Origin of the sequence: Amycolatopsis dongchuanensis, assembly GCF_039542405.1 — a bacterium.
GTDB classification, from domain to species: domain Bacteria; phylum Actinomycetota; class Actinomycetes; order Mycobacteriales; family Pseudonocardiaceae; genus Amycolatopsis_E; species Amycolatopsis_E sacchari.
The window spans coordinates 40,692-61,975 of sequence record NZ_BAABIB010000159.1 but is presented as its reverse complement, the minus strand read 5'-3'; the positions used below and the strand labels follow the sequence as shown (position 1 = coordinate 61,975).

Here is a 21,284-nt window from a genome sequence, read left to right as displayed (position 1 = left end):
CCACACCCTCACACTGAGGCGCCCTTGACGCGGTGAGCCAACCGTTAAACGATCAAGGATCGGGGCGGGGGTGGGCCCCGGAGCAGGGCGCCCAACGCCCGGTGGACCCCGCTACCCGAAGCGCCCGCCGCAGCCCGCATCCAAAGCTCCCCACAGGCCCCCGGAACCCCAAGCGCCCACTCCCCGCAGACCCCGCCACCCAAAGCTCCCCGCAGACCCGCATCCGAAGCTCCCCGCGGGCCCCCGCCACCGAAACACCCAGCTCCCCGCGGGCCCCCGCCACCGAAACACCCAGCACCCCGCAGGCCCCCGCCACCAAAGCACCCAGCACCCCGCAGGCCCCCGCCACCAAAGCACCCAGCACCCCGCAGGCCCCCGCCACCAAAGCACCCAGCACCCCGCAGGCCCCCGCCACCGAAACACCCAGCACCCCGCAGGCCTCCGCCACGCAAAGCGCCCAGCGATAATGTCCCGGCAGCGTCAGAGCTTCGAACGCCCAGCCCCAGCGACAACAAACGTCACCGCGCCCCACCCCGCCGCAGCGCGCGCACATCCCAAACCGCCGCCACGAGCGACGCCACTCCCGCGGCCATCCCGAGATACCGCCCGGCCCCGGCGTAGAACCCGACCCCGCCGGCCTTCAGCAGCTCCCGCGCGTCCTCGTCGAACTGCCAGCCGATGCCCAGCCACGCGAGCACCATCAACGCCAGCGCCACGACCGCCGCGATCAGCCACAGGTGCGGCAACCCGCTGCTGCGGACCTTCGGCCGCTGCCCGAGCAGTACGACGGCCACACCGGCCAGCACCAGCACCAGCGGCCCGGCCCACGCCAGGAACCCCGTGGTGAAGGCATTGCGCGCCACTTCGCTCGACGGCAGTTCGTTGAGCGCCTCTTCGACGTCCTGCTGGGTCGCGGACAGGTTCGTCCACGGCAGGAACAGCGACCCCACGGCGACGAGCCCGGCCGCGAGCGCGACCCACTCCCGCCACGACACACGCGAAAGGGAAAAGCCCGGCGCGGCCCCGCCGGCGCGGCCGACCGCGCCGCGCGACGCCCCGCCGGGCTTCGAGCCTCGAGCCACCGTCAGGCGCCGACCCGCTCGATGATCAGTTCCCGCACGCGTTTCGCGTCGGCCTGGCCCTTGGTCGCCTTCATGACCGCACCGACGATCGCGCCCGCGGCCTGGACCTTGCCGCCGCGGATCTTGTCCGCGATGTCCGGTTGCGCCGCCAGCGCCTCGTCGACCGCCGCGAGCAGGGCCGAGTCGTCCGAGACGACCTTCAGGCCGCGCTTCTCCACGACCTCGTCCGGCTCGCCCTCGCCCGCCAGCACGCCCTTGACGACCTCACGCGCCAGCTTGTTGGTCAGCTCGCCCGACGACACCAGCTCCGTCACGCGCGCCACCTGCGCCGGGGTGATCGCCAGCTCCGCCAGCTCGACCTCGCGCGCGTTCGCCTCCTGCGCCAGGAAGTTGACCCACCAGCCACGCGCGTCGTCCGGCTTCGCGCCGGCCGCGACGGTGGCCTCGACCAGGTCGACCGCACCCGAGTTGAACAGGTCCCGCAGCTCTTCCGGCGTCAGGTCCCACTCGGTCTGGACGCGCTTGCGCCGGTCCGCGGGCTTCTCGGGCAGCGTCTTGCGCAGCTGTTCGACCCACTCGCGCGACGGCGCGATCGGCACCAGGTCGGGCTCCGGGAAGTACCGGTAGTCCTCCGCGGTCTCCTTGGTGCGCCCGGCGGACGTGGTGCCGTCGGCCTCCTGGAAGTGCCGCGTCTCCTGCGTGACCGTGCCGCCGCTCGCGAGCACCGCGGCCTGGCGCGTCATCTCGTACCGCACGGCCCGCTCGACGCTGCGCAGCGAGTTGACGTTCTTGGTCTCGGTCCGCGTGCCGAACTCCGTGGCACCCTTCGGCATCAGCGACACGTTCGCGTCGCACCGCAGCGAGCCCTGGTCCATCCGCACGTCGGACACGTCCAGCGCCCGCAGCAGGTCCCGCAGCGTGCTCACGTACGCGCGCGCCACCTCCGGCGCCCGCTCGCCCGCACCGGTGATCGGCTTCGTGACGATCTCGATCAGCGGCACGCCCGCGCGGTTGTAGTCGAGGAGCGAGTAGTCCGCGCCGTGAATCCGGCCTGTGCGGCCTCCTACGTGCAGCGACTTGCCGGTGTCCTCCTCCATGTGCGCGCGCTCGATCTCCACGCGCACGACCTCGCCGTCGTCCAGCGTCACGTCGAGGTAGCCGTTGAAGGCGATCGGCTCGTCGTACTGCGAGGTCTGGAAGTTCTTCGGCATGTCCGGGTAGAAGTAGTTCTTCCGGGCGAACCGGCACCACTCCGCGATCTCGCAGTTCAGCGCGAGCCCGATGCGGATCGCCGACTCGACGCCCTTGCCGTTGAGCACGGGCAGCGCGCCGGGCAGGCCGAGGCACGTCGGGCAGACGTGCGTGTTCGGCTCGCCGCCGAACTCGTTGGCGCAGCCGCAGAACATCTTCGTGTTCGTGTTGAGCTCGACGTGCACCTCGAGCCCCAGCACCGGGTCGTAGCGCTCCACGACCTCGGCGTAGTCCATCAGATCGGCGACAGCGGTCACGCCGACACCCCCTTCAGCTCCGGAAGCCGGTCGAGGAAATCGCCGCGCGCGACCTCGTAGGCCGCGCCGACGCGGTAGAGCCGGTCGTCGGCCAGCGCGGGCGCCATGATCTGCAGCCCCACCGGCAGACCATCCTCATCGGACAGTCCACTGGGGACGCTCATCGCCGCGTTGCCCGCCAGGTTGGCCGGGATCGTGCACAGGTCGGCGAGGTACATCGCCATCGGGTCGTCCACGCGCTCGCCGAGCTTGAACGCCGTGGTCGGCGTGGTCGGCGAAACCAGCACGTCGACCTTCTCGAACGCGGCGTCGAAGTCACGCGTGATGAGCGTGCGCACCTTCTGGGCCGAGCCGTAGTAGGCGTCGTAGTAGCCCGAGGACAGCGCGTACGTGCCGAGCATGATGCGCCGCTTGACCTCCGGGCCGAACCCGGCCTCGCGGGTCAGCGACATGACCTCCTCGGCGCTGTGCTCGCCGTCGTCGGCGACGCGCAGGCCGTAGCGCATGGCGTCGAACCGGGCGAGGTTCGAGGAGCACTCGCTGGGCGCGATCAGGTAGTACGCGGGCAACGCGTAGGTGAAGTGCGGGCAGGACACCTCGACGACCTCGGCGCCCAGCGCGCGCAGCTGGTCGACGGCCGCCTCGAAGGAGCGCTGCACGCCGGCCTGGTAGCCCTCGCCGCTGAACTCCTTGACGACACCGACCTTGACGCCCTTGAGGTCACCGCGCAGGCCTTCGCGCGCGGCGGCCACGACCGGCGGCACGGGCGCGTCGATCGACGTCGAGTCGAGCGGGTCGTGCCCGGCGATGACCTCGTGCAGCAGCGCGGCGTCCAGCACCGTGCGCGCGCACGGGCCCGCCTGGTCGAGGGAGGATGAGAACGCCACGAGCCCGTACCGGGAAACGCCGCCGTACGTGGGCTTCACGCCGACGGTGCCGGTGACGGCGCCGGGCTGCCGGATCGAACCACCGGTGTCGGTGCCGATCGCGAGCGGCGCCTCGAACGCGGCCAGCGACGCGGCCGAGCCACCGCCCGAACCGCCGGGGATGCGGGCGTGGTCCCACGGGTTGTGGGTGGGGCCGTACGCGGAGTTCTCCGTGGAGGAGCCCATCGCGAACTCGTCCATGTTCGTCTTGCCGAGGATCGGCAAGCCCGCCTCGCGCAGGCGGCGCGTGACCGTCGCGTCGTACGGCGGGAGCCAGCCCTCCAGGGTCTTCGAACCGACCGTGGTGGGCATGTCCTTGGTGGTGAGCACGTCCTTGAGCGCGAGCGGCACCCCGGCGAGCGCGGACGCGCGCTCGGGCGCCTCGTCGACGGCCTTCGCGGCCGCGAGCGCACCCTCGGCGTCGACGTGCAGGAACGCGTGCACGAAGTCGTCCACGGCGGCGATGCGGTCCAGGTGGGCCTGCGTCACCTCGACGGCCGAGACCTCGCGGGCGGCGAGCTTTTCGGCCAGCTCAGCGGCGGTGAGGCGTGTTAGGTCGGTCACTGTTCCTCCCCGAGGATCCTCGGTACCCGGAAGCGTCCCTCTTCGGCGGCCGGCGCGCCCTGCAGCGCCTGCTGCTGCGTCAGCCCCGGGCGCACGACGTCGTCGCGGAAGACGTTGGTCAGCGGCACGGCGTGCGACGTGGGCGGGATGTCGCCGTCGGCGACCTCCTGCACCTTGGCCACCGAGTCCAGGATCTGGTCGAGCTGACCTGCGAAGACGTCGAGCTCTTCCTCGGTGACCGCCAGCCTGGCGAGTTTGGCGAGATGCGCGACCTCGGCACGGGAAATGTTGGGCACGCGGGTTACTCCCGGGGTGTGCGGATCGTTGGGGTTTTCGGCACCGCAAGTCTATGGCGAGCGGCTGGACCGGTTGCGCCGGGGCGCAACAGCACTTGCGCCACCTGTTGCGTCGTACCGTGACGAAACCGCGCAGGTGAGCGGTGTTCGACCGAGTCGGTACGCAACTGGCGGCACGCGCAGTTGCGCCGCACTTGTTCGGTTGCAGGTGCAGCGCAATTGCGCGTGCTTCAGTGTTGCGCAACAGTTGCCGTGCTCCTGTTGCGCAAGATCACACCTGGTCAAGCCCGTCCTCGGGCCGGTAGGTGTGCCACTGCTCGTTTCACCGTTCCCCCAGCGTGCGGGTCGGTCGAGCAACACAACTGCTCAGTCCTGGTTATGCCAGCTTGCGCGCGGAACGGTCTCGGAACGCGGACGACAACTCCCGGGAGGAGGATGGGTCTGTCACAATCAGCGGCCGGTGTGCGCTTCCGGGCAAGGCGGGGGCGCCAGTCCCGAGAGGGGTTCGCGTTGTCCTTCCTGATCCGGGTTCAGCTCCCGGACTCGCCGGGGACCCTCGGGGCGGTCGCCACCGCGCTGGGCACCATCGGGGCGGACATCCTCAGCGTGGACGTGGTCGAGCGCACCGGTGGCGTCGCCATCGACGACCTGGTGATCGAGCTGCCGTCGGGCCGCCTGCCGGACGCGCTGATCACCGCGGCCGAGAGCATCCCCGGCGTCGAGGTGGACGCGGTGCGCCCCTACGCGGGCGTGCTCGACACCCACCGCGAGCTGGAACTGGTGGAGGAGATCGCCGCGCAGCCCGCGAAGGGCTTGGAAACCCTGGTCGAGGGCGTGCCGCGGATCATCCGCGCCGGCTGGTCGATCGTGGTGACCGGTTCGGAGGAGGGCGTGCAGCGGCTCGCGTCGTCCAGCGCCGCGCCGGAGGTGCCGATCACGCACCTGCCGTGGCTGCCGCTGGAGCGCGCGACGGTCCTCGACGGCGAGGACGACTGGGTGCCGGAGACCTGGCAGGAGCTGGGCACGGAACTGGCCGCGACGCCGCTCGGCAAACCGGGCAAGGCGCTGCTGGTCGGACGGCCGGGCGGGCCCATGTTCCGCGCCGCGGAGGTCGCGCGGCTGGCGCACTTCGCGGGCATCGTCGCGGTCGTCCTCGAGGGCTGAGTCCCGCCGCTCGGGCTTGGCAGGAACGCGGGGCTGGCGACATGGCGCCAAGTCTTCTCGGGGTGAGGCGGTCGGCGCGGGCGCTCGCGGGACGGGTGCGGCGGGCAAGGGATGCGGCGGTGGCGGGGGCGGGCGAACTGACCTGCCCGACGCAAGCACCACGGCGAACCCCATCCTCGACCGCAACCCCTCCGCTAGAGGGATCAGAGATCAACCGAGTACGCACGAAGCCAAAAGCCTCCCGCGGGACAGGTGCGACGGCCAAAAGGATGCCGCCGTGGCGAGCGCGGGCCGTGCGGGCGAACTGACCCGCCCGGCGCAAGGCACCACAGCGAAACCCGTCCTCGACCGCAACACCCTCCGCCGGAGGGATCAGAGATCGACCGAGTACGCGCGAAGCCAAAAGCCTCCCGCGGGACAGGTGCGACGGCCAAAAGGATGCCGCCGTGGCGAGGGCGGGCCGTGCGGGCGACCTGACCCCGCCCGACGCAAGGCACCACGACGAAACCCATCCTCGACCGCCACACCCTCCCCCGGAGAGATCAGAGATCAACCGAGTACGCGCGAAGCCAAAGCCTCCCGCGGGACAGGTGCGACGGCCAAAAGAATGCCGCGGCGGCGAGCGCGAGCCGTGCAACAGGCGAATCGACCTACCCGACGCAAGAGACCACGACGAAACCCATCCTCGACCGCCACACCCTCCCCCGGAGGGATCAGAGATCGACCGAGTACGCGCGGAGCCAGAAGCCTGCCACCGGTTCCCAGTCCCGCTCGGGGAGGCGTTTGAAGCCCAGCCGCTCGTACAGGCGGTGTGCCGACTTCATGCTGTCCAGACTGCTCATCACCACCCGCCGCGCGCCCAGTTCACGAGCGCGGGCCAGGACGGCGCGGGTGAGGGCTTCGCCGACGCCGCGGCCGCGGGCGTGCGGCGCCGTCGCCAGCATGCGGAACTCCACTTCGCCTTCGCGGGAGATCTCGGCCAGTGGGGTGCCTGGCGTGACTACCGTGACCGTGCCCAGCAGCTCACCGGCCTCCGTCACCGCTACCAGCAGGTCCGCGTGTGACGCGCGGGAGGCGGCGTCGGCGAGTTCGTGCGCGTAGTCCGGGTCCGCTACCAGCAGGCCGTCCGCCTCGTAGGCCGCCAGCGTCAGGGCGCCTACCTCGGCGTACTCCTCCGGGCGCGCCGCCCGCACCGTCACGCGGCCGATACCCGCTCCTCCGAACACTCGAACCCCCGCCATCACGCGGCCCACAACCGCTCCATCCCCCTCGTCACGCGGCCGATACCCGCTCCTCCGAACACTCGAACCCCCGCCATCACGCGGCCCACAACCGCTCCATCCCCCTCGTCACGCGGCCCAACACCCGCTCCTCCAGACACTCGAACCCCCGCCATCACGCAGCCCGCAGCCGCCCGCACCGTCACGCGGCCGACGTCCGCACCTCCGCTCGTCACTCCTCCTCGCCCGCGGGGAGGGCCACCTCCGCCGCCGCGTCGGGGCCGCGCGTCAGCAGGACGTCGAAACCGTCCTCGTCCAGCACCGGGACCTTCAGCTGCACCGCCTTGTCGTACTTCGACCCCGGCGCGTCCCCCACCACGACGAACGCCGTCTTCTTCGACACCGAGCCCGCCGCCTTGCCGCCGCGCGCCATGATCGCTTCCTTCGCCTCGTCCCGCGAATAGCGCGTCAGCGAGCCGGTCACCACGATCGACAGCCCTTCGAGGTTGCGCGGGATCGACTCGTCCCGCTCCTCCGCCATGCGCACCCCGGCCCGGCGCCACTTCGCCACGACCTCGCGGTGCCAGTCGACCGTGAACCACTCCGTCACCGCCGCCGCGATGGTCGGGCCCACGCCGTCGACGTCCGCGAGCTGCTCCTCCGTCGCCCCCTCGATCGCCTCCAGCGAGCCGAACTCCCGCGCCAGCGCCTGCGCCGCCGTCGGACCCACGTGCCGGATCGACAGCGCCACCAGCACCTTCCACAGTGGACGGTCCTTCGCCGTGTCCAGGTTGGCCAGCAGCTTCCGCGCGTTCGCCGACAGCCCGCCCGCCTTGGTGCGGAACAGCTCCACGCGCTCCAGCTTCTCCTCGTCGAGGTCGAAGATGTCGCCCTCGTCGACGACCACACCGGACTCGAGCAGCGCCGTCGCCGCCTCGTAGCCCAGCACCTCGATGTCGAACGCCCCGCGCCCGGCGAGGTGGAACAGCCGCTCCCGCAGCTGCGCGGGGCAGGACCGCGCGTTCGGGCAGCGGATGTCGACGTCGCCCTCCTTCTGGTGTGCCAGGGTCGTGCCGCACTCCGGGCACCGGGTGGGCATGACGAACTCGCGCTCGTCACCCGTTCGCGCGTCGGCGACCGGGCCGAGCACCTCCGGGATCACGTCCCCGGCCTTGCGGATCACCACGCGGTCGCCGATGAGCACGCCCTTGCGCTTGACCTCCTCGGCGTTGTGCAGCGTCGCCATCGCCACCGTGGACCCCGCGACCTTCACCGGCTCCATCACCGCGAACGGCGTCACGCGGCCGGTGCGGCCCACGTTCACCTGGATGTCCAGCAGCTTCGTGATCGCCTCTTCCGGCGGGTACTTGTACGCGATCGCCCAGCGCGGCGCCCGCGACGTGGTGCCCAGCCTCCGCTGCAGCGCCACCTGGTCGACCTTGATCACGATGCCGTCGATCTCGTGCTCGGCGTCGTGCCGGTGCTCGCCCCAGTACGCGACGTGGTCGAGCACCTGCTTCGTCGTGTCGAACACCTTCGTGTAGGACGACACGGGCAGCCCCCACGCCCGCAACGCTTCGTACGCCTCGGACTGCCGCTGCGGCTCGAAGCCCTCGCGCCTGCCCAGCCCGTGGCAGATCAGCCGCAGGTTGCGGCTGCGCGTGACCCGCGGGTCCTTCTGCCGCAACGAACCCGCCGCCGTGTTGCGCGGGTTCGCGAACGGCGGCTTGCCCGCCTCGACGAGCTTCGCGTTCAGGTCCAGGAAGTCCTCCACCCGGAAGAAGACCTCGCCGCGCACCTCGATCAGCTCGGGCACCGGGAACTCGTCGGTGCCGGTGAGCCGGTCCGGCACCTGCTCCAGCGTGCGCACGTTCAGCGTGACGTCCTCACCCGTCCGCCCGTCGCCGCGGGTGAGCGCGCGCGTGAGCTTCCCCCGCTCGTACAGCAGGTTGATGGCGAGGCCGTCGATCTTCAGCTCCGCCAGGTACTGCGTCGAGCCGCCGACCTCGCGCTCGACGCGCTCCATCCAGGCGACCAGCTCGTCGCGGTCGAAGACGTTGTCCAGGCTGAGCATGCGCTCGAGGTGGTCGTACGCCGCGAACTCCGTGGAGAACGTGCCGCCCACGTTCTGCGTCGGGGACTCGGGCGTGACCAGGCCCGGGTACTGCTCCTCCATCTCCTGCAGCTGCCGCAGCAGCTCGTCGAACTGGCCGTCGGAGATCGTGGGCGAGTCCAGCACGTAGTACCGGAACTGGTGACCGCGGACCTCGTCCGCGAGCGCGCCGTACCGCTCGCGCACCTCGGCGGGCACGTCGGTCTCTTCCTGGACTGCGGGAACTTCACTCACAGCCGGTAAGAGTAGCCGGGGGCACCGACAAAATTCTCAGTTCGCCCCGCCGAGCCCCCGGACCAGGTCACGGAGCTCCAGCAGGGACATCGACTCCCCGGGTTCGGCCTCCGCCGCCTCCACTCTCCGTAGCCGTTCCCCCGCCAGCCGCTCGCCCAGCGTGGCGTCCAGTGGGAGGAACGTGAGGGCCGACCGGGACGCCTCGTCCAGCTCCGCCAGCCGCGGGTGGTAGACCTCGACGTCCACCAGCCCGTCGGAAACCGTTGCGGCGACGCGGAAATCGCCGAGGCGGATCCGGTGCGCGCCGAGGTTGACCGTCACGTCCGTCGGGTCCGGCACCGGGGGCACCGAATCGTGGTACTCCCAGATGGCGTCCTCCTCCGGCGCGGCCCGGCGCCACGCGTCGGTGTAGGGCCGCAGCGCGGGGTCCTCCTGCCCGCTGACCACAAGCGCGTAGATCGCCCGCTGCCCTCGTTCGAGTGAGAAGTGCAGGTCCGGGTGCACCCCGGCGACGGCCGAGGCGAGCTCGTTCTCGACCCGCTGCGGTTCGCGGTCGCCGAGCGCCGCGTTGATCTCCGGCAGCAGCTCGAACCAGCGCTCCCAGAACGCGGCCGCGGCGGCTTCCGGGTCCTCGGGCACCTCCTGCCGCGGCCAGGGCGTGCGCGGGTCGTGGACCTCGTCCTCCCGGCGCGGGCGGCGGAACCAGCGCATGTCTACCAGCCTTCCGGGGGCTCCACGAACGCCTTGCCCAGGTCCCGGGTGAGCGACAGGGCACGGCGCAGCCACGCGGGGGTCGCACCCGCGAACCCGCACGTCGGCGTCGGCACGGCGCGTTCGGCGAGGATCGAGCGGTTGAACCCGAGCCTGCTCGTGAGCCGCAGCGCCGGCTCGGCGACCTCCTTCAGCGTCACGGGCTTGCCGGGGTCGAGCGCCGGCACCAGGCCGAGGAACAGGTGCACCCCGCCGTCCCACGCCTCGCCGAGTTCGTCGAGCAGCTTCGCGGGCGAGCCGTCGAGCCGCGTCGCGTCGAGCGCGAGCGCGCCCGCGCCCGCCTCCCGCAGCAGGCCCACGGGCGGCCGCGTCGCGCAGCAGTGCACGACGACGGGCTGCCCGGTGATCTTCTCCGCGCGCTCGATCGCGGTGGACAGCAGCTCGCGCGCTTCGGGCTCCGCGACGGCCGGGACGGTGCCGTAACCCGAAGGAGTGGACAGGGCTCCGGCGAGGACGTCGGGCAGCGACGGTTCGTCGAACTGGACCACGACCTCCGCGCCGGTGCGGGACTTCAGCTCGGCGACGTGCGCGGCGAGCCCTTCGAGCGCCGACTCGGTGAACTCGCGGACCGCGCCGCGGTCGGTCAGCACGCGGTGCCCCCGCGGCAGCTCGATGCCCGCCGCCAGCGTCCAGGGCCCGGCGAGCTGCGTCTTGATCACCTTCGCCCCGGACGCGGCCTCCTGCACGGCGTCGAGGTCCCAGCGCAGCAGGTCCACCGCGCGCCGGTGATCGCGCCCGGGATGGGCGGCGACGCGGTAGCCGCTGGGCACCTCCTCCACCGCGAGGTCCACCAGCAGGCCGGCGGTGCGGCCGATCAGGTCGGCACCGACCCCGCGGGCGGGCAGCTCGGGCAGGTGCGGGAACTCGGGCAGCTCACCGAAGACGACCGCGGCGGCTTCGCCCGCGTCGGTCCCCGGCAGGGATCCGATACCGGTCGCGGCACCGGCGGGCCAGGCACGTTCGCTCACGGGTGCCATTGTGCCGCGCCGGGCGGGTGCGCCACGCCGGGGAGCCCGGGGACGAAAAGGCAGGTCCCGGGAAAACCGCACGCCGATAATCCCGACATTCCTCCGCAATTCGCCGGGCCGCTCCCGCGCACCCATTTCCGGAGCTACCCTTCGGGTGCATGACGAGCCATTCGCGGCGGGCGGGCGGCGGCACGCTGTTCACCGAACCCGTGCTGGTGGTGCACCAGAACGCGACCCCGGCCGGGTCCGGCGTGTTCGACCAGGAAGGGCGGCCGCTGGGCGCCGTGGTCGAGGTGGGGCGCACGGTCTTCCGCAAAGTGCTGCGCTGGTTCTCGGGCGACGGTCAGTACCACGTTCGCGACTCCGGCGGGAGTGTGGTGCTGAAAGTGCTGCGGCACGCGAGAACGCGATTTCTCGTCACCCGGGCCGACGGTTCCCCGATCGGGGAAATCCTGCCGGAGAGCGACGGTTTCACGTTGGCGGCCAACGGTGCCCCGCTGGGGCGGTTGCGCGCCGAGCCGGGGCAGACGCGGCGGTTCACGATCAGCGACGCCACCGGCGCCGAGGTCGCCAGGGGTGGCCTCGCGGCGGACAACTACGTCGTCGAGGTGCCCGGCCACCTGTCCGACCCGCTGGCGAGCCTCGTCGTCGCGGCGGCGCTGACCGTGGACACCGCACTCAACACGTGATCGTTGTCTCAACACGCTTGTGTGGACAATTCGCCCTCGATCGCCCCAAAGTGGTCGGGTGGAACCAGTCGCCGACGACGCGGCACGGGCGTGGACCGAGCCGGGCGTCTACACCGTGGCGCCGGGCGTGTACCGGATCCCGCTGCCCCTGCCGAACGACGGCCTGCGCGCGGTCAACGTCTACGCCATCATCGACGGCACCGAGCTGGCGATGATCGACTCGGGCTGGGCGCTGGCGGAGGCCAGGGACCAGCTGCAGGTCGCGCTGAAGGCCATCGGCGCCGAACTCGGCGACGTCGGGCAGTTCCTCGTCACGCACGTGCACCGCGACCACTACACGCAGGCCGTGGTGCTGCGGCGCGAGTTCGGCAACCGGATCGCGCTGGGCGAGCACGAGCGGACCGCACTGGAGATCACCGCGAACCCCGACCGCTTCCCCGTCGGCACGCAGCTGGAGCAGCTGCGGCAGGCGGGCGCGGATCCCGTGGTCGAGGAACTGCGGAAGCTCTTCGGCAACGCGCCGCGGGCGGACGCGGACATCTGGGAGATGCCCGACGAGTGGCTCGCGGAGGGCCGCCGCACGGTGCTGCGCGGGCGCGCGCTGGACGTCGTGCACACGCCCGGCCACACCGCCGGGCACGTGGTGTTCGACGACGGGGCCGCCGGGCTGATGTTCACCGGTGACCACGTGCTGCCGCACATCACCCCGTCGATCGGGTTCCACCCGGGGGCGGTGGAGCTGCCGCTGCGCGACTTCCTCGACTCGCTGCGCCTCGTGCGCGGGCTGCCGGACCGGCGGATGCTGCCGGCGCACGGCCCGGTGTCCCCGAGCGTGCACGCGCGGATCGACGAGCTGCTGGCCCACCACGAGGACCGGCTGGCGCGGACGGCGGAAGCGCTTTCCGAGGGCGCGACCACGGCGTACGAGGCCGCGCTGAAGCTGGGCTGGACGCGGCGGCAGCGCAAGCTGGCCGAGCTCGACCCGTTCAACCAGATGCTGGCGGTCACGGAGACCAAGGCGCACCTGGACCTGCTGGCGCACCAGGGGAAGATCTCGGTGTCCGAAGTGGACGGAGTGCGGCACTACACGGCGCCGTAGGCGGCTGGGCGAAGCGGCGGAGCGGGGTGACGACGCGCTGCGCGCGTCTCTCGCCGGTGCGTGAGTGGTCTGGAAGCGCTTTCCTCGCGGCGCCGGAAGCGATCCACCGCCGCCCTGGGACAACGAGCTGTCCCGGCTCACCCGGACCCCGCCGCCCGAGTTCCGCTGGACGCCACGGCCGGCCCTGCCATACTTCGCCCGTGGAGGAGATCGACATCAGGCGGGCGACCGCCGGGGACATCGAGGCGATCGTCGCGATGCTGGCCGACGACGACCTCGGCCGGGGACGGGAGACGCCCGCGGATCTCGCGCCCTACCGGGACGCGTTCGCCCGCATCGACGCCGACCCGAACCAGTTCCTCGCCGTCGCGGAGGAGGCCGGGGACGTCGTGGGCTCGCTGCAAGTGACGTTCGTTCCTGGACTGTCCCGCCGGGGCGCCACGCGCGCGATCGTCGAAGCCGTCCGGATCCGGGCCGACCGGCGGAGCCGGGGGCTCGGCGGGGTGCTCGTGAAGTGGGCGATCGACGAAGCGAGGCGACGCAACTGCGCACTGGTGCAGCTGACGTCGGACGCGGCGCGGACCGACGCGCACCGCTTCTACCTGCGGCTCGGCTTCGAACAGAGCCACCTGGGGTTCAAGCTCGCGCTGTGAACCGTTGCACCGGGTACAAAGACCCTTCCCGCAGCGCATGAACCCGCAAAGATGTGGGTACCTACAACGGCATCCGACTCCAGCCGGGGAGTGACCCCATGAACGAAGCCGACCGAATCCAGGTCGCGCACGAAGAACTGGACGGGTGTCTCGTCGCGAACCTCGACGGTGTGCTCGACACGCACACCTACGGTCACATCCGTGACTCCCTGCTGAAACTCGCCCTCGAAGAACCACGGGCCGTGGTGGCGCAGGTGGACGACCTCCAGATCCGCAGTGAGCCCCTGCTGAGCGTGTTCTCCTCCGTCTGGCTGCGGGTGAACCACTGGCCCGACGTGCCGGTCTTCCTCGTCGCCACCGACCCCGCCAAGCGCCGGTCGATCACCGGCAGTGCCGTCAGCAAGTTCGTGCCCGTCTACGCCACGACGGTCGAAGCGGTCGGCGCGGCGGAGAAGGGGCCCGCTCGCAAGCGCCGCCGCGCCGTGTACCCGCCCGTGCTGATGTGCTCGGCCGCCGCCCGCGCCTTCGTCCGCGAGACCTGCCGCGACTGGCAGCTGGATGCCTGGACCTCCGACGCCCTGTGCATCGCCTCGGAACTGGTGGAGAACGCGATCGAGCACGCGGGCACCGAGTTGGAGCTCAGGCTGGAGCTGCGCCGCGGCATGCTGACGATCGCGGTGCGTGACGGCAGCCCGGCCGAGGCCGTGCTGCGGCAGGGCAACCAGGGGCAGCCGGTGGGCTACGGCCTGCAGATCATCGCCGACCTCGCGAAGGTCTGGGGCTGCGCCCCGGACCTCCGCGGCGGCAAGGTCACTTGGGCCGTCCTGACGACCGGTCCTCGCTGGTTCGAGAAGTTCCCCGCGTGGCAGGCTCCGTCCCGTCCGTAGTCTCCATGACCAGGATCGCCCCGGTCGAATCGCCGCGCCGGTTCCGCAGCGCTCCGCACGCGATCCGCACGGTGATCGCACGGCCCCGCCGGTTCACGGCCGACAGCACGACCTCCTCGGCGTAGGCCGGGTCCGCGAGCGCGGGGCGCACGACCGGCCGCAGCTCCGCCACCGGCAGCCCGATGTCGAGGTTCAGCAGGTGCTCCCCCTCGGCCTCGTCGTGCCGCAGTCCCCACAGGTCCTCGGCGCCGGCGTTCCACGCGACCACGCGCATCTGGTGGTCGACGACCACGACGCCGGCACGCAGCGACGTCAGGATCGATTCGAGGAACTCGTTGACGTCGTCCAGCTCGCTGGTGCGATCGCGCAGGGCGTTGTTGATGGTCTGCAGTTCGTCGTTGGTGGACTGCAGTTCCTCGTTGGTGGTCTCCAGTTCCTCGTTGGTGGACTGCAGTTCCTCGTTGGTGGTCTCCAGTTCCTCGACGGTCGACTGGAGTTCCTCGTTGGTCGTCTCCAGCTCCTCTGTCGTCGACTGCAGCTCCTCGTAAGCGTTTTCCCGCGCCCGGTTCGCGCTCGCCAGCTCGGTCAGGAGGCGGTGGCTCGTGGTCACGTCGTGGAACACGACGGATACGCCGATGACCTCGTCACCGAGTGAGATCAGCGGGCTCACGTGCAGCTCCAGCGCGACGACCTCACCGGGTCCCCGCTGCCACTCGACGTCCTTGACCCGCACGGCCCGCCGCTCCGCCCGTGCCTGCTCGATGTAGCCGCGCAGTTCCACCGGCCGGTAGGACAGCTCCAGGTCCCGCAGCGGCCTGCCGAGGTCCCGGTCCGACAAGCCGAACAGCTGGTGCGCCTGCTGGTTCGCCAGCGCGACCAGGTCATCGCTGTTGACCACGATCTGCGCCACCGGACTCGACGAGAAGGCGAGGGACCGCAGTTCGTCGACCGCACCGAGTGTCGAGCGGGGCTCGTGGGTGAACGAGGCACCGAACGCCGAGGCGCCAACCTGCGTGGTCGCGACCTTGCGGAACACGCGGTGCTTGAGGTCGAGCGGGTCGAACAGGCGACTGTGGGACAGCAGCATCTCGGCCTTGCCCATGAACAGCACCCCGCGTGGCAGCAACGCGAAGTGCAGTTTGCGCAGGATGTTCGCCCGGGTTTCGGCGGTGAAGTACATCAGGGTGTTGCGGCAGACGAGCAGGTCGATCCGGGAGATCGGGGCGTCCTGCACCAGATCGTTGCGACCGAAGATCACCGACCGGCGCAGGTCCTTGTGGAAGATGTAGCGGCCGCCCACGCGCTCGAAGTACTTCTGCACGTACGCCTCGGGCAGCGCCTCGATCTCCTTCTCGCCGTACGTCGCCTGGCGCGCCTGGGCAAGCGCTTCCTCGTCGACGTCGGTCGCGTAGATCTTCACGCGCTGCCGGAACTGCTCCACGCCCATCGCCTCAGCCAGCACGATGGCCAGACTGTAGGCCTCCTCGCCGGAGGAGCAGCCCGCGCTCCAGATCCGCACCGAGTCGTCGGGGCTGCGCTCGGCCAGCAGCATCGGCACCACGTCGGCCTGCAGGTAGTCCCAGGCGTCCGGGTCGCGGAAGAAACCGGTGACGTTGATCAGGATCGTGTTGAACAGCGCGGCGAACTCGTCGCTGTTGGCCTGAAGGTGGTCGAGGTAGTCGACGTAGTTCTCGATCCCGACCTGCGCCATCCGCCGCGACACCCGCCGCATGAGGCTGCTGCGCTTGTAACCGGTGAAATCGAACCCACGAGTCTCTTTCAGGTATTCGAGGATCTCCTCGAACCCCTGATCGTATTCGGGGCCGGTCTGCTCGCTCACAGCGCGGACACTACCCGTCCCGGTCCGGTGCGCACGAGTTCACCTCACGCCGGTTCCCCCGGCACCTCGTCACCGGGGTCCTCCAGCCCGGTCAGCCCCTCCACGAGGAACTCGCGCAGCACCTCGACGGCCCGCGTCGTCTCCTCGCTGTGCCGTCGATAACGGTTGGCCACCAACGGAAAACCGTGCTCTTCGGCGTCCCGGCCCATCCGGCGGGCCAGGTCGCGCTTCTCCTCCAGCGCCCGCAGCGCCGCCCACAGCGCCTGCTCGATCTCCTGCGACTGCTGCTGGAACAACGCCTGCGCGGTCCACGCGTGGCCGACCCGGCAGCGGAACCGCGTGCCGTTCTCGTCCAGCGCGAACAACACGCCCTGGCAGTCCGGGCACGCGAACTCGGAAGGCCTCGTCACGTCTCTCACCTCCGGACGGCTGGTCACCGCCAGGTCCTCGGCCCTGCTGGCCCTCGCCTCCACCTCGTCGAGGAGCGAGAGCGGGGGGACATCGCCCCCTTCGACGGATTCGCGCACCCGCCGGGCCAGCTCGGCACCCATCTGCGCGGCGGGCAGCACGAGGTCCACGTCCACGCGCATCAGCGCGCTCGCCGGCATCCCCGGGTAGATGGCTTCCTTGGGGTCCTGCACGACGGCGAGGCCGCCCCGCGCCTTCACGACCGAAAGCCCGCTGGTGCCGTCGTCGAGCGAGCCGGACAGGATCACGCCGATCACGCCGGCGCCGCGGGCCTGCGCCGCCGACCGCAGGGTCGCGTCGATCGCGGGCCGGTGCCCGTTCTCCGTCGGCCCCCGCGACAACATCATGCGGCCGTCGTCCACGAGGAGGTGGTGGTCCGGCGGCGCGGTGTAGATGTGCCCGGGCCGCAGTTTCCCCCCGTGGCGCGCGCTTTCGGCGGGCAGCCGGCACGCCCGGTCGAGGATCGCGGGCAGGGAGCTCGCCCCTCCCGGCGGCAGGTGGAGCACCACGAGCATCGCGCCCGCGAAGTCCTCCGGCAGGCCGGCCACCAGGTCCCGCAGCGCCTCGACACCACCGGCCGAAGCTCCTACCACGACAAGGTCCCTGACCTGCTCGCTCACGTGAATCTGCCTCCGCTACCCCGGCCGCGCGATCGCGGTGGCCAGGTCGTCGTGCACGGGCAGTTCCTGCTCCGTGTGGGTGAGGACGAGCAGGCGGCGGACCGCCGGGCTCGCGAGCAGCCGCAGTGCGACCCCGGCGCGTTCGGCACGCGCCCGCAACGGGGACAGCGCTTCCAGCCCCGCGGCGCCGAAGAAGTCCACGCGCGAGAGGTCGGCCACCACGACCGGTGCCCGGCCGTCCAGCTCATCCGCCACGGCGGCGGTCAGGTGTGGTGCTGTCAGCAGGTCGACCTCGCCCAGGACCTCCACCACCACCGCGTCCCGTTCCTCACGGGTGCGGAATTCGATCACCTCGTCGGCGGTCGAACCGACGGGCCGGACCATCGGGTGCTCGGACACGCGCTCGCTCCCCGCGCTCGGACGGTTGTGTCTGCCATCACACTAGGCCACCCAGCCTACGCCCTCCGCAGGCGAGTACCCCCTACCCGGAAGGTCAATCCCCGGTACGCGCGATCTTCGCGCTGCCGAGCACGAGATCACCGCGGGCGTCGGGCCGGTAGAGCACGACGACCTGCCCCGGCGCGACCCCGCGGAGGGGCTCACGCAGTTCGATCCGCACCTCGCCGCCGACGACCTCGGCGACCGCGTCCGCGGTGCCGCCGTGCGCCCGCACCTGGATGACGCACTCCGTCGGCCCGTCCAGCGGGCGCTCGCCCGGCCAGATCGGCCGGTCCGCGAAGATCCGCCGGACCGCGAGCCGCTCGGCGGGCCCCACCTTCACCGTGCCGGACACGGGTTCGAGCGCGAGCACGTACCGCGGCTTGCCGTCGGCGGCGGGGTGGTCGAGACCAAGGCCCTTGCGCTGGCCGATGGTGAAGCCGTGCACGCCGGTGTGCCTGCCCAGCACCGCACCGGTCTCGGCGTCCACCAGGTCGCCGGGGCGCTCGCCCAGCCTGCGCTCCAGGAACTTCTTCGTGTCGCCGTCGGGGATGAAGCAGATGTCGTGGCTGTCCGGCTTGCGCGCGACGGCGAGCCCGCGGCGCTCGGCCTCGTCCCGCACGTCGGACTTGCGCGAGTCGCCGAGCGGGAACAGCGAGTGCCGCAGCTGCTCGGGGGTCAGCGACGCGAGCACGTACGACTGGTCCTTGCCCTCGTCGGCGCTGCGGCGCAGCTCCGGCACACCGTCCACAAGGGACAGCCGCGCGTAGTGCCCGGTCGCGACGGCGTCGAAGCCGAGCGCGACCGCCTTCTCCAGCAACGCCTCGAACTTGATCTTCTCGTTGCACGTCACGCACGGGTTCGGCGTGCGGCCCGCCGCGTACTCGCCGACGAAGCTGTCGATCACCTCTTCGGTGAACCGCTCCGCGAAATCCCAGACGTAGAACGGGATGCCGAGGATGTCGGCGGCCCGGCGCGCGTCGTTCGAGTCCTCCAGCGTGCAGCAGCCACGCGCGCCGGTGCGCAGCGTGCCGGGCTTCGCCGACAACGCCAGGTGCACGCCGACGACGTCGTGCCCGGCGTCGACGGCGCGGGCGGCGGCGACCGCCGAGTCCACTCCCCCGCTCATCGCGGCCAGTACCCGCATCACACCTCCTGCTTGCTCGCGTGCTTGCGCATGCCGGTCAGGCCCGCCTGCCGGGCCCGTGCGACGACCGCGGCGATCTCGCGCGCCACCGCGTCCACGTCCTCCTGCGTCGAGGTGTGCCCGAGCGAGAACCGCAGCGAGCACCGCGCGTCCGTCGGGTCGGCACCCATCGCGAGCAGCACGTGGCTGGGCTGGGCGACCCCGGCCGTGCAGGCCGAGCCCGTCGAGCACTCGATGCCCTTGGCGTCCAGCAGCATCAGCAGGCTGTCGCCCGCGCAGCCGGAGAACGTGAAGTGCGCGTTGCCCGGCAGGCGGCCCTCGCCGGGCGGCGCGCCGTTGAGCACGGCGTCGGGCACCTCGCGGCGGATGACGTCGATCAGCGCGTCCCGCAGCCGCGCGATCTCCGCCGACCGCTCGGCCTGCTCGGCGACGGTCACCCGCACGGCGGTGGCGAACGCGTGGATCGCGGGCACGTCCAGCGTGCCGGAGCGCACGTCACGCTCCTGCCCGCCGCCGTGCAGCAGTGGCACGCACTCGGTGTCCCTCGCCAGCAGCAGCGCACCGACGCCGTAGGGACCGCCGACCTTGTGCCCGGTGAGCGTGAGCGCGCTGACGCCGCTCGCGGCGAAGTCGATCGGCACGCCGCCCACCGCCTGCACGGCGTCGCTGTGCAGCGGGATGCCGTGCTCGGCGCAGATCACGGCGAGCTCGGGCAGCGGGTTGATGGTCCCGACCTCGTTGTTCGCCCACATGACACTGACCAGCGCCACGTCGGCCGGGTCCTGCTCGACGGCCTTGCGCAGCGTCTCCGGCAGCACGCGGCCGTACTCGTCGACCTCCAGCCAGGTCACCTCGGCGCCGGCGTGCTCCTCCAGCCACTGCACGGCGTCCAGCACGGCGTGGTGCTCGACCACGCTGGTGATCACACGCCGGCGGGCGGGATCGGCGGCCTTCCTCGCCCAGAAGATGCCCTTCACGGCCAAGTTGTCGCTTTCCGTGCCGCCGCCGGTGAAGATCACCTCGGACGGCCGGGCGCCCATGGCCTCCGCGATCGTCTCGCGGGCCTCCTCGACCGTGCGCCGCGCCCGCCGCCCGGAGGAGTGCAGTGAGGAGGCGTTGCCCACGGTGGACAGCGCCTCGCTCATCGCCGCTACGGCTTCGGGCAACATGGGGGTTGTCGCCGCGTGGTCGAGATAAGTCATCGCCCTCCCAGGGTAGACCGTGCCGTTCACCCCTGCGTGGGCCACCGCCGCGTGATGACCACGCCGAGCAGCGCCAACGCGGCGAGCACTGTGGCCAGCACCACGACCGCGCCCGAGGGCTGCCGCGCCGAGGCCAGCAGTCCCAGCAGGACGCCGCCGAGCCCCACGGTGAGCGCCGAGCCCACCCAGTCCGCCAGCTGCAGCGCGGAGGTGTGGTACCCGCGCTCGGCGACCGGGGAGAAGCGGAACAGCAGCAACGTCATCGCGGGGTAGGCGGTGCCCATCCCCGCCCCGCCGACCACGCACGCGGCGAACGCGACCCAACCGGGGAACCAGGCCTGCGAGACGAACGCGAACAGCACCAGTGCCACGGTCACCAGGCCGAAACCCGCCCGCAGCGCGGACTCCCGCGACCAGTCCGGGTGGCGGCCCTGCAGTGCCGAGGCGGCGGACCAGCCGAGCGCGCTGACGGTCAGCGGCAGTCCCGCGAGCGCGGGCGAGTAGCCGTGCACGGTGCTCATCGTCAGCGGCAGGTACGCCTCCATCCCGGCGAAGGCGCCGCCGAGGAGCGCACGCGCGGCGACGACGGTGGGCAGTCCGGGGCGCGCCGTCACCGTGCCGGGCGGCAACAGCGAGCGCAGGGCGAAACCGAGCGCGACGGCACCGGCCGCGCCGTAGCCGAGCGCGAGGAACGACGGGTGTTGCGCCGCCCACGTCAGCGCGGCCACGCCGACCGCGGCCGCGATCGCGGCGGGAACACCGGCCCGCCGTTGCTGTTCGCCGGGTTCGGGCGGGCCGAGGCGGCGGGCGACCGGCACCAGCAGGAGCAACCCCAGCACCGCGAGCGGCACCAGCCCGAGGAACACCCAGCGCCAGCCGAACCGTTCGGTGACGAGCCCCGCCACGGACGGCCCGACCACGGCGGGCAGGATCCACGCGGCCGCGTTCGCCGCGTACATCACCGGCCGCTCGCGATCGGTGTAGACCAGTGCGATCAGCAGCGAGATGGCGACGAGCACGGCGCCGGAACCCAGTCCCTGCAACACCCTGCCCGCGAGCAACAGCGCCATGTCCGTCGCGGTCCCGCACAGCACGAGCCCGGCTACGAAGATCGCGGGCCCGGCGACGAGCGCCAGCGCGGGGCCACGGCGGTCGCACCACCGCCCGGCGAGCACCGTCGCGACGACGCTCGCGACGAGGAATGCCGTGAAGGGCCAGGAATAGAGGGACTGCCCGCCCAGCGCGGGCACGAGCGTCGGCATGGCCGTCGCGACGCCCATGTTCTCGAAGGCGATCAACGTGACGACGAGCAGGCTCGCGACGGTGGTGGTCCGGTGCGCCGGGGTCCACAGCACCCCGCGCCCCCGGTCGGCGACGATCACCGCTCGATACTGC

Annotated in this window: 19 protein-coding genes; 5 read left to right on the top strand and 14 right to left on the bottom strand. The window is 71.7% G+C overall.

Going from position 1 to position 21,284, the window contains the following annotated elements; genetic code table 11:
- Positions 1-518: 518 nt before the first annotated feature.
- The 4 genes from ABFX51_RS36640 to gatC all read right to left on the bottom strand — a co-directional run bounded on the left by ABFX51_RS36640 (position 519) and on the right by gatC (position 4,376).
- Positions 519-995: a hypothetical protein gene (locus tag ABFX51_RS36640; protein ID WP_346056533.1), complete on the bottom strand. Its 477-nt coding sequence runs from the start codon at positions 993-995 to the stop codon at positions 519-521.
- 89 nt (positions 996-1,084) lie between these two features.
- A complete protein-coding gene (gene gatB, locus ABFX51_RS36635) occupies positions 1,085-2,590 on the bottom strand; it encodes an Asp-tRNA(Asn)/Glu-tRNA(Gln) amidotransferase subunit GatB (protein ID WP_346056532.1) in 1,506 nt (501 codons plus the stop codon).
- Entirely contained in the window at positions 2,587-4,080 is a 1,494-nt protein-coding gene (gatA, locus tag ABFX51_RS36630) for an Asp-tRNA(Asn)/Glu-tRNA(Gln) amidotransferase subunit GatA (protein WP_346056531.1), read from the bottom strand. The genes gatB and gatA overlap by 4 nt, the downstream gene beginning before the upstream one ends.
- Complete coding sequence (gene gatC, locus ABFX51_RS36625; protein WP_091515477.1) at positions 4,077-4,376, bottom strand: Asp-tRNA(Asn)/Glu-tRNA(Gln) amidotransferase subunit GatC; 300 nt, start codon at positions 4,374-4,376, stop codon at positions 4,077-4,079. The genes gatA and gatC overlap by 4 nt, the downstream gene beginning before the upstream one ends.
- A 510-nt stretch (positions 4,377-4,886) precedes the next feature.
- Between gatC and ABFX51_RS36620 the strand changes: the two genes are divergently transcribed.
- A complete protein-coding gene (locus ABFX51_RS36620; RefSeq protein ID WP_091515474.1) occupies positions 4,887-5,540 on the top strand; it encodes an ACT domain-containing protein in 654 nt (217 codons plus the stop codon).
- A 713-nt stretch (positions 5,541-6,253) separates the two neighbouring features.
- On the opposite strand, the gene ABFX51_RS36615 is transcribed toward ABFX51_RS36620, so the two are convergent.
- The 4 genes from ABFX51_RS36615 to ABFX51_RS36600 form a co-directional block, all read right to left on the bottom strand.
- Positions 6,254-6,748, bottom strand: a complete 495-nt coding sequence (locus tag ABFX51_RS36615) for a GNAT family N-acetyltransferase (protein ID WP_346056534.1) — start codon at positions 6,746-6,748, stop codon at positions 6,254-6,256.
- Positions 6,749-6,992: 244 nt separating this feature from the next.
- Positions 6,993-9,107, bottom strand: a complete 2,115-nt coding sequence (ligA, locus tag ABFX51_RS36610; protein ID WP_346056530.1) for an NAD-dependent DNA ligase LigA — start codon at positions 9,105-9,107, stop codon at positions 6,993-6,995.
- 36 nt (positions 9,108-9,143) lie between these two features.
- Positions 9,144-9,818 carry a hypothetical protein gene (locus ABFX51_RS36605; protein ID WP_091515460.1) on the bottom strand — a complete coding sequence of 225 codons (675 nt, stop codon included), beginning with the start codon at positions 9,816-9,818 and terminating at the stop codon, positions 9,144-9,146.
- Between the two features lie 2 nt (positions 9,819-9,820).
- Positions 9,821-10,846, bottom strand: coding sequence for a uroporphyrinogen decarboxylase/cobalamine-independent methonine synthase family protein (locus ABFX51_RS36600; RefSeq protein WP_091515457.1), 1,026 nt, complete (start codon positions 10,844-10,846; stop codon positions 9,821-9,823).
- 158 nt (positions 10,847-11,004) lie between these two features.
- Between ABFX51_RS36600 and ABFX51_RS36595 the strand changes: the two genes are divergently transcribed.
- The 4 genes from ABFX51_RS36595 (at position 11,005) to ABFX51_RS36580 (ending at position 14,174) form a co-directional block, all read left to right on the top strand.
- Complete coding sequence (locus ABFX51_RS36595) at positions 11,005-11,535, top strand: LURP-one-related/scramblase family protein (RefSeq protein ID WP_091515456.1); 531 nt, start codon at positions 11,005-11,007, stop codon at positions 11,533-11,535.
- Between the two features lie 58 nt (positions 11,536-11,593).
- Positions 11,594-12,634: an MBL fold metallo-hydrolase gene (locus tag ABFX51_RS36590; protein ID WP_346056529.1), complete on the top strand. Its 1,041-nt coding sequence runs from the start codon at positions 11,594-11,596 to the stop codon at positions 12,632-12,634.
- 209 nt (positions 12,635-12,843) lie between these two features.
- The gene (locus tag ABFX51_RS36585) at positions 12,844-13,287 is read left to right on the top strand and encodes a GNAT family N-acetyltransferase (protein WP_245783390.1); all 444 of its coding nucleotides are present in this window, start codon (positions 12,844-12,846) and stop codon (positions 13,285-13,287) included.
- A 98-nt stretch (positions 13,288-13,385) separates the two neighbouring features.
- Positions 13,386-14,174: an ATP-binding protein gene (locus ABFX51_RS36580; RefSeq protein ID WP_091515448.1), complete on the top strand. Its 789-nt coding sequence runs from the start codon at positions 13,386-13,388 to the stop codon at positions 14,172-14,174.
- On the opposite strand, the gene ABFX51_RS36575 is transcribed toward ABFX51_RS36580, so the two are convergent.
- The 6 genes from ABFX51_RS36575 to ABFX51_RS36550 form a co-directional block, all read right to left on the bottom strand.
- Positions 14,098-16,014, bottom strand: coding sequence for a CheR family methyltransferase (locus tag ABFX51_RS36575; RefSeq protein WP_091515445.1), 1,917 nt, complete (start codon positions 16,012-16,014; stop codon positions 14,098-14,100). The two genes, ABFX51_RS36580 and ABFX51_RS36575, sit on opposite strands and share 77 nt — an antisense overlap.
- Before the next feature lie 44 nt (positions 16,015-16,058).
- On the bottom strand, positions 16,059-17,075 hold the full coding sequence (locus tag ABFX51_RS36570; RefSeq protein WP_346056528.1) for a chemotaxis protein CheB: 1,017 nt from the start codon (positions 17,073-17,075) through the stop codon (positions 16,059-16,061).
- 42 nt (positions 17,076-17,117) lie between these two features.
- Positions 17,118-17,501, bottom strand: a complete 384-nt coding sequence (locus ABFX51_RS36565) for an STAS domain-containing protein (RefSeq protein ID WP_346056527.1) — start codon at positions 17,499-17,501, stop codon at positions 17,118-17,120.
- 94 nt (positions 17,502-17,595) lie between these two features.
- Positions 17,596-18,687 (bottom strand): tRNA 2-thiouridine(34) synthase MnmA, encoded by a 1,092-nt coding sequence (mnmA, locus tag ABFX51_RS36560; protein WP_091515438.1) that lies wholly within the window; start codon positions 18,685-18,687, stop codon positions 17,596-17,598.
- Positions 18,687-19,889 (bottom strand): cysteine desulfurase family protein, encoded by a 1,203-nt coding sequence (locus ABFX51_RS36555; RefSeq protein ID WP_091515435.1) that lies wholly within the window; start codon positions 19,887-19,889, stop codon positions 18,687-18,689. The genes mnmA and ABFX51_RS36555 overlap by 1 nt, the downstream gene beginning before the upstream one ends.
- 26 nt (positions 19,890-19,915) lie before the next feature.
- The gene (locus tag ABFX51_RS36550) at positions 19,916-21,271 is read right to left on the bottom strand and encodes an MFS transporter (protein WP_091515431.1); all 1,356 of its coding nucleotides are present in this window, start codon (positions 21,269-21,271) and stop codon (positions 19,916-19,918) included.
- Positions 21,272-21,284 lie beyond the last annotated feature (13 nt).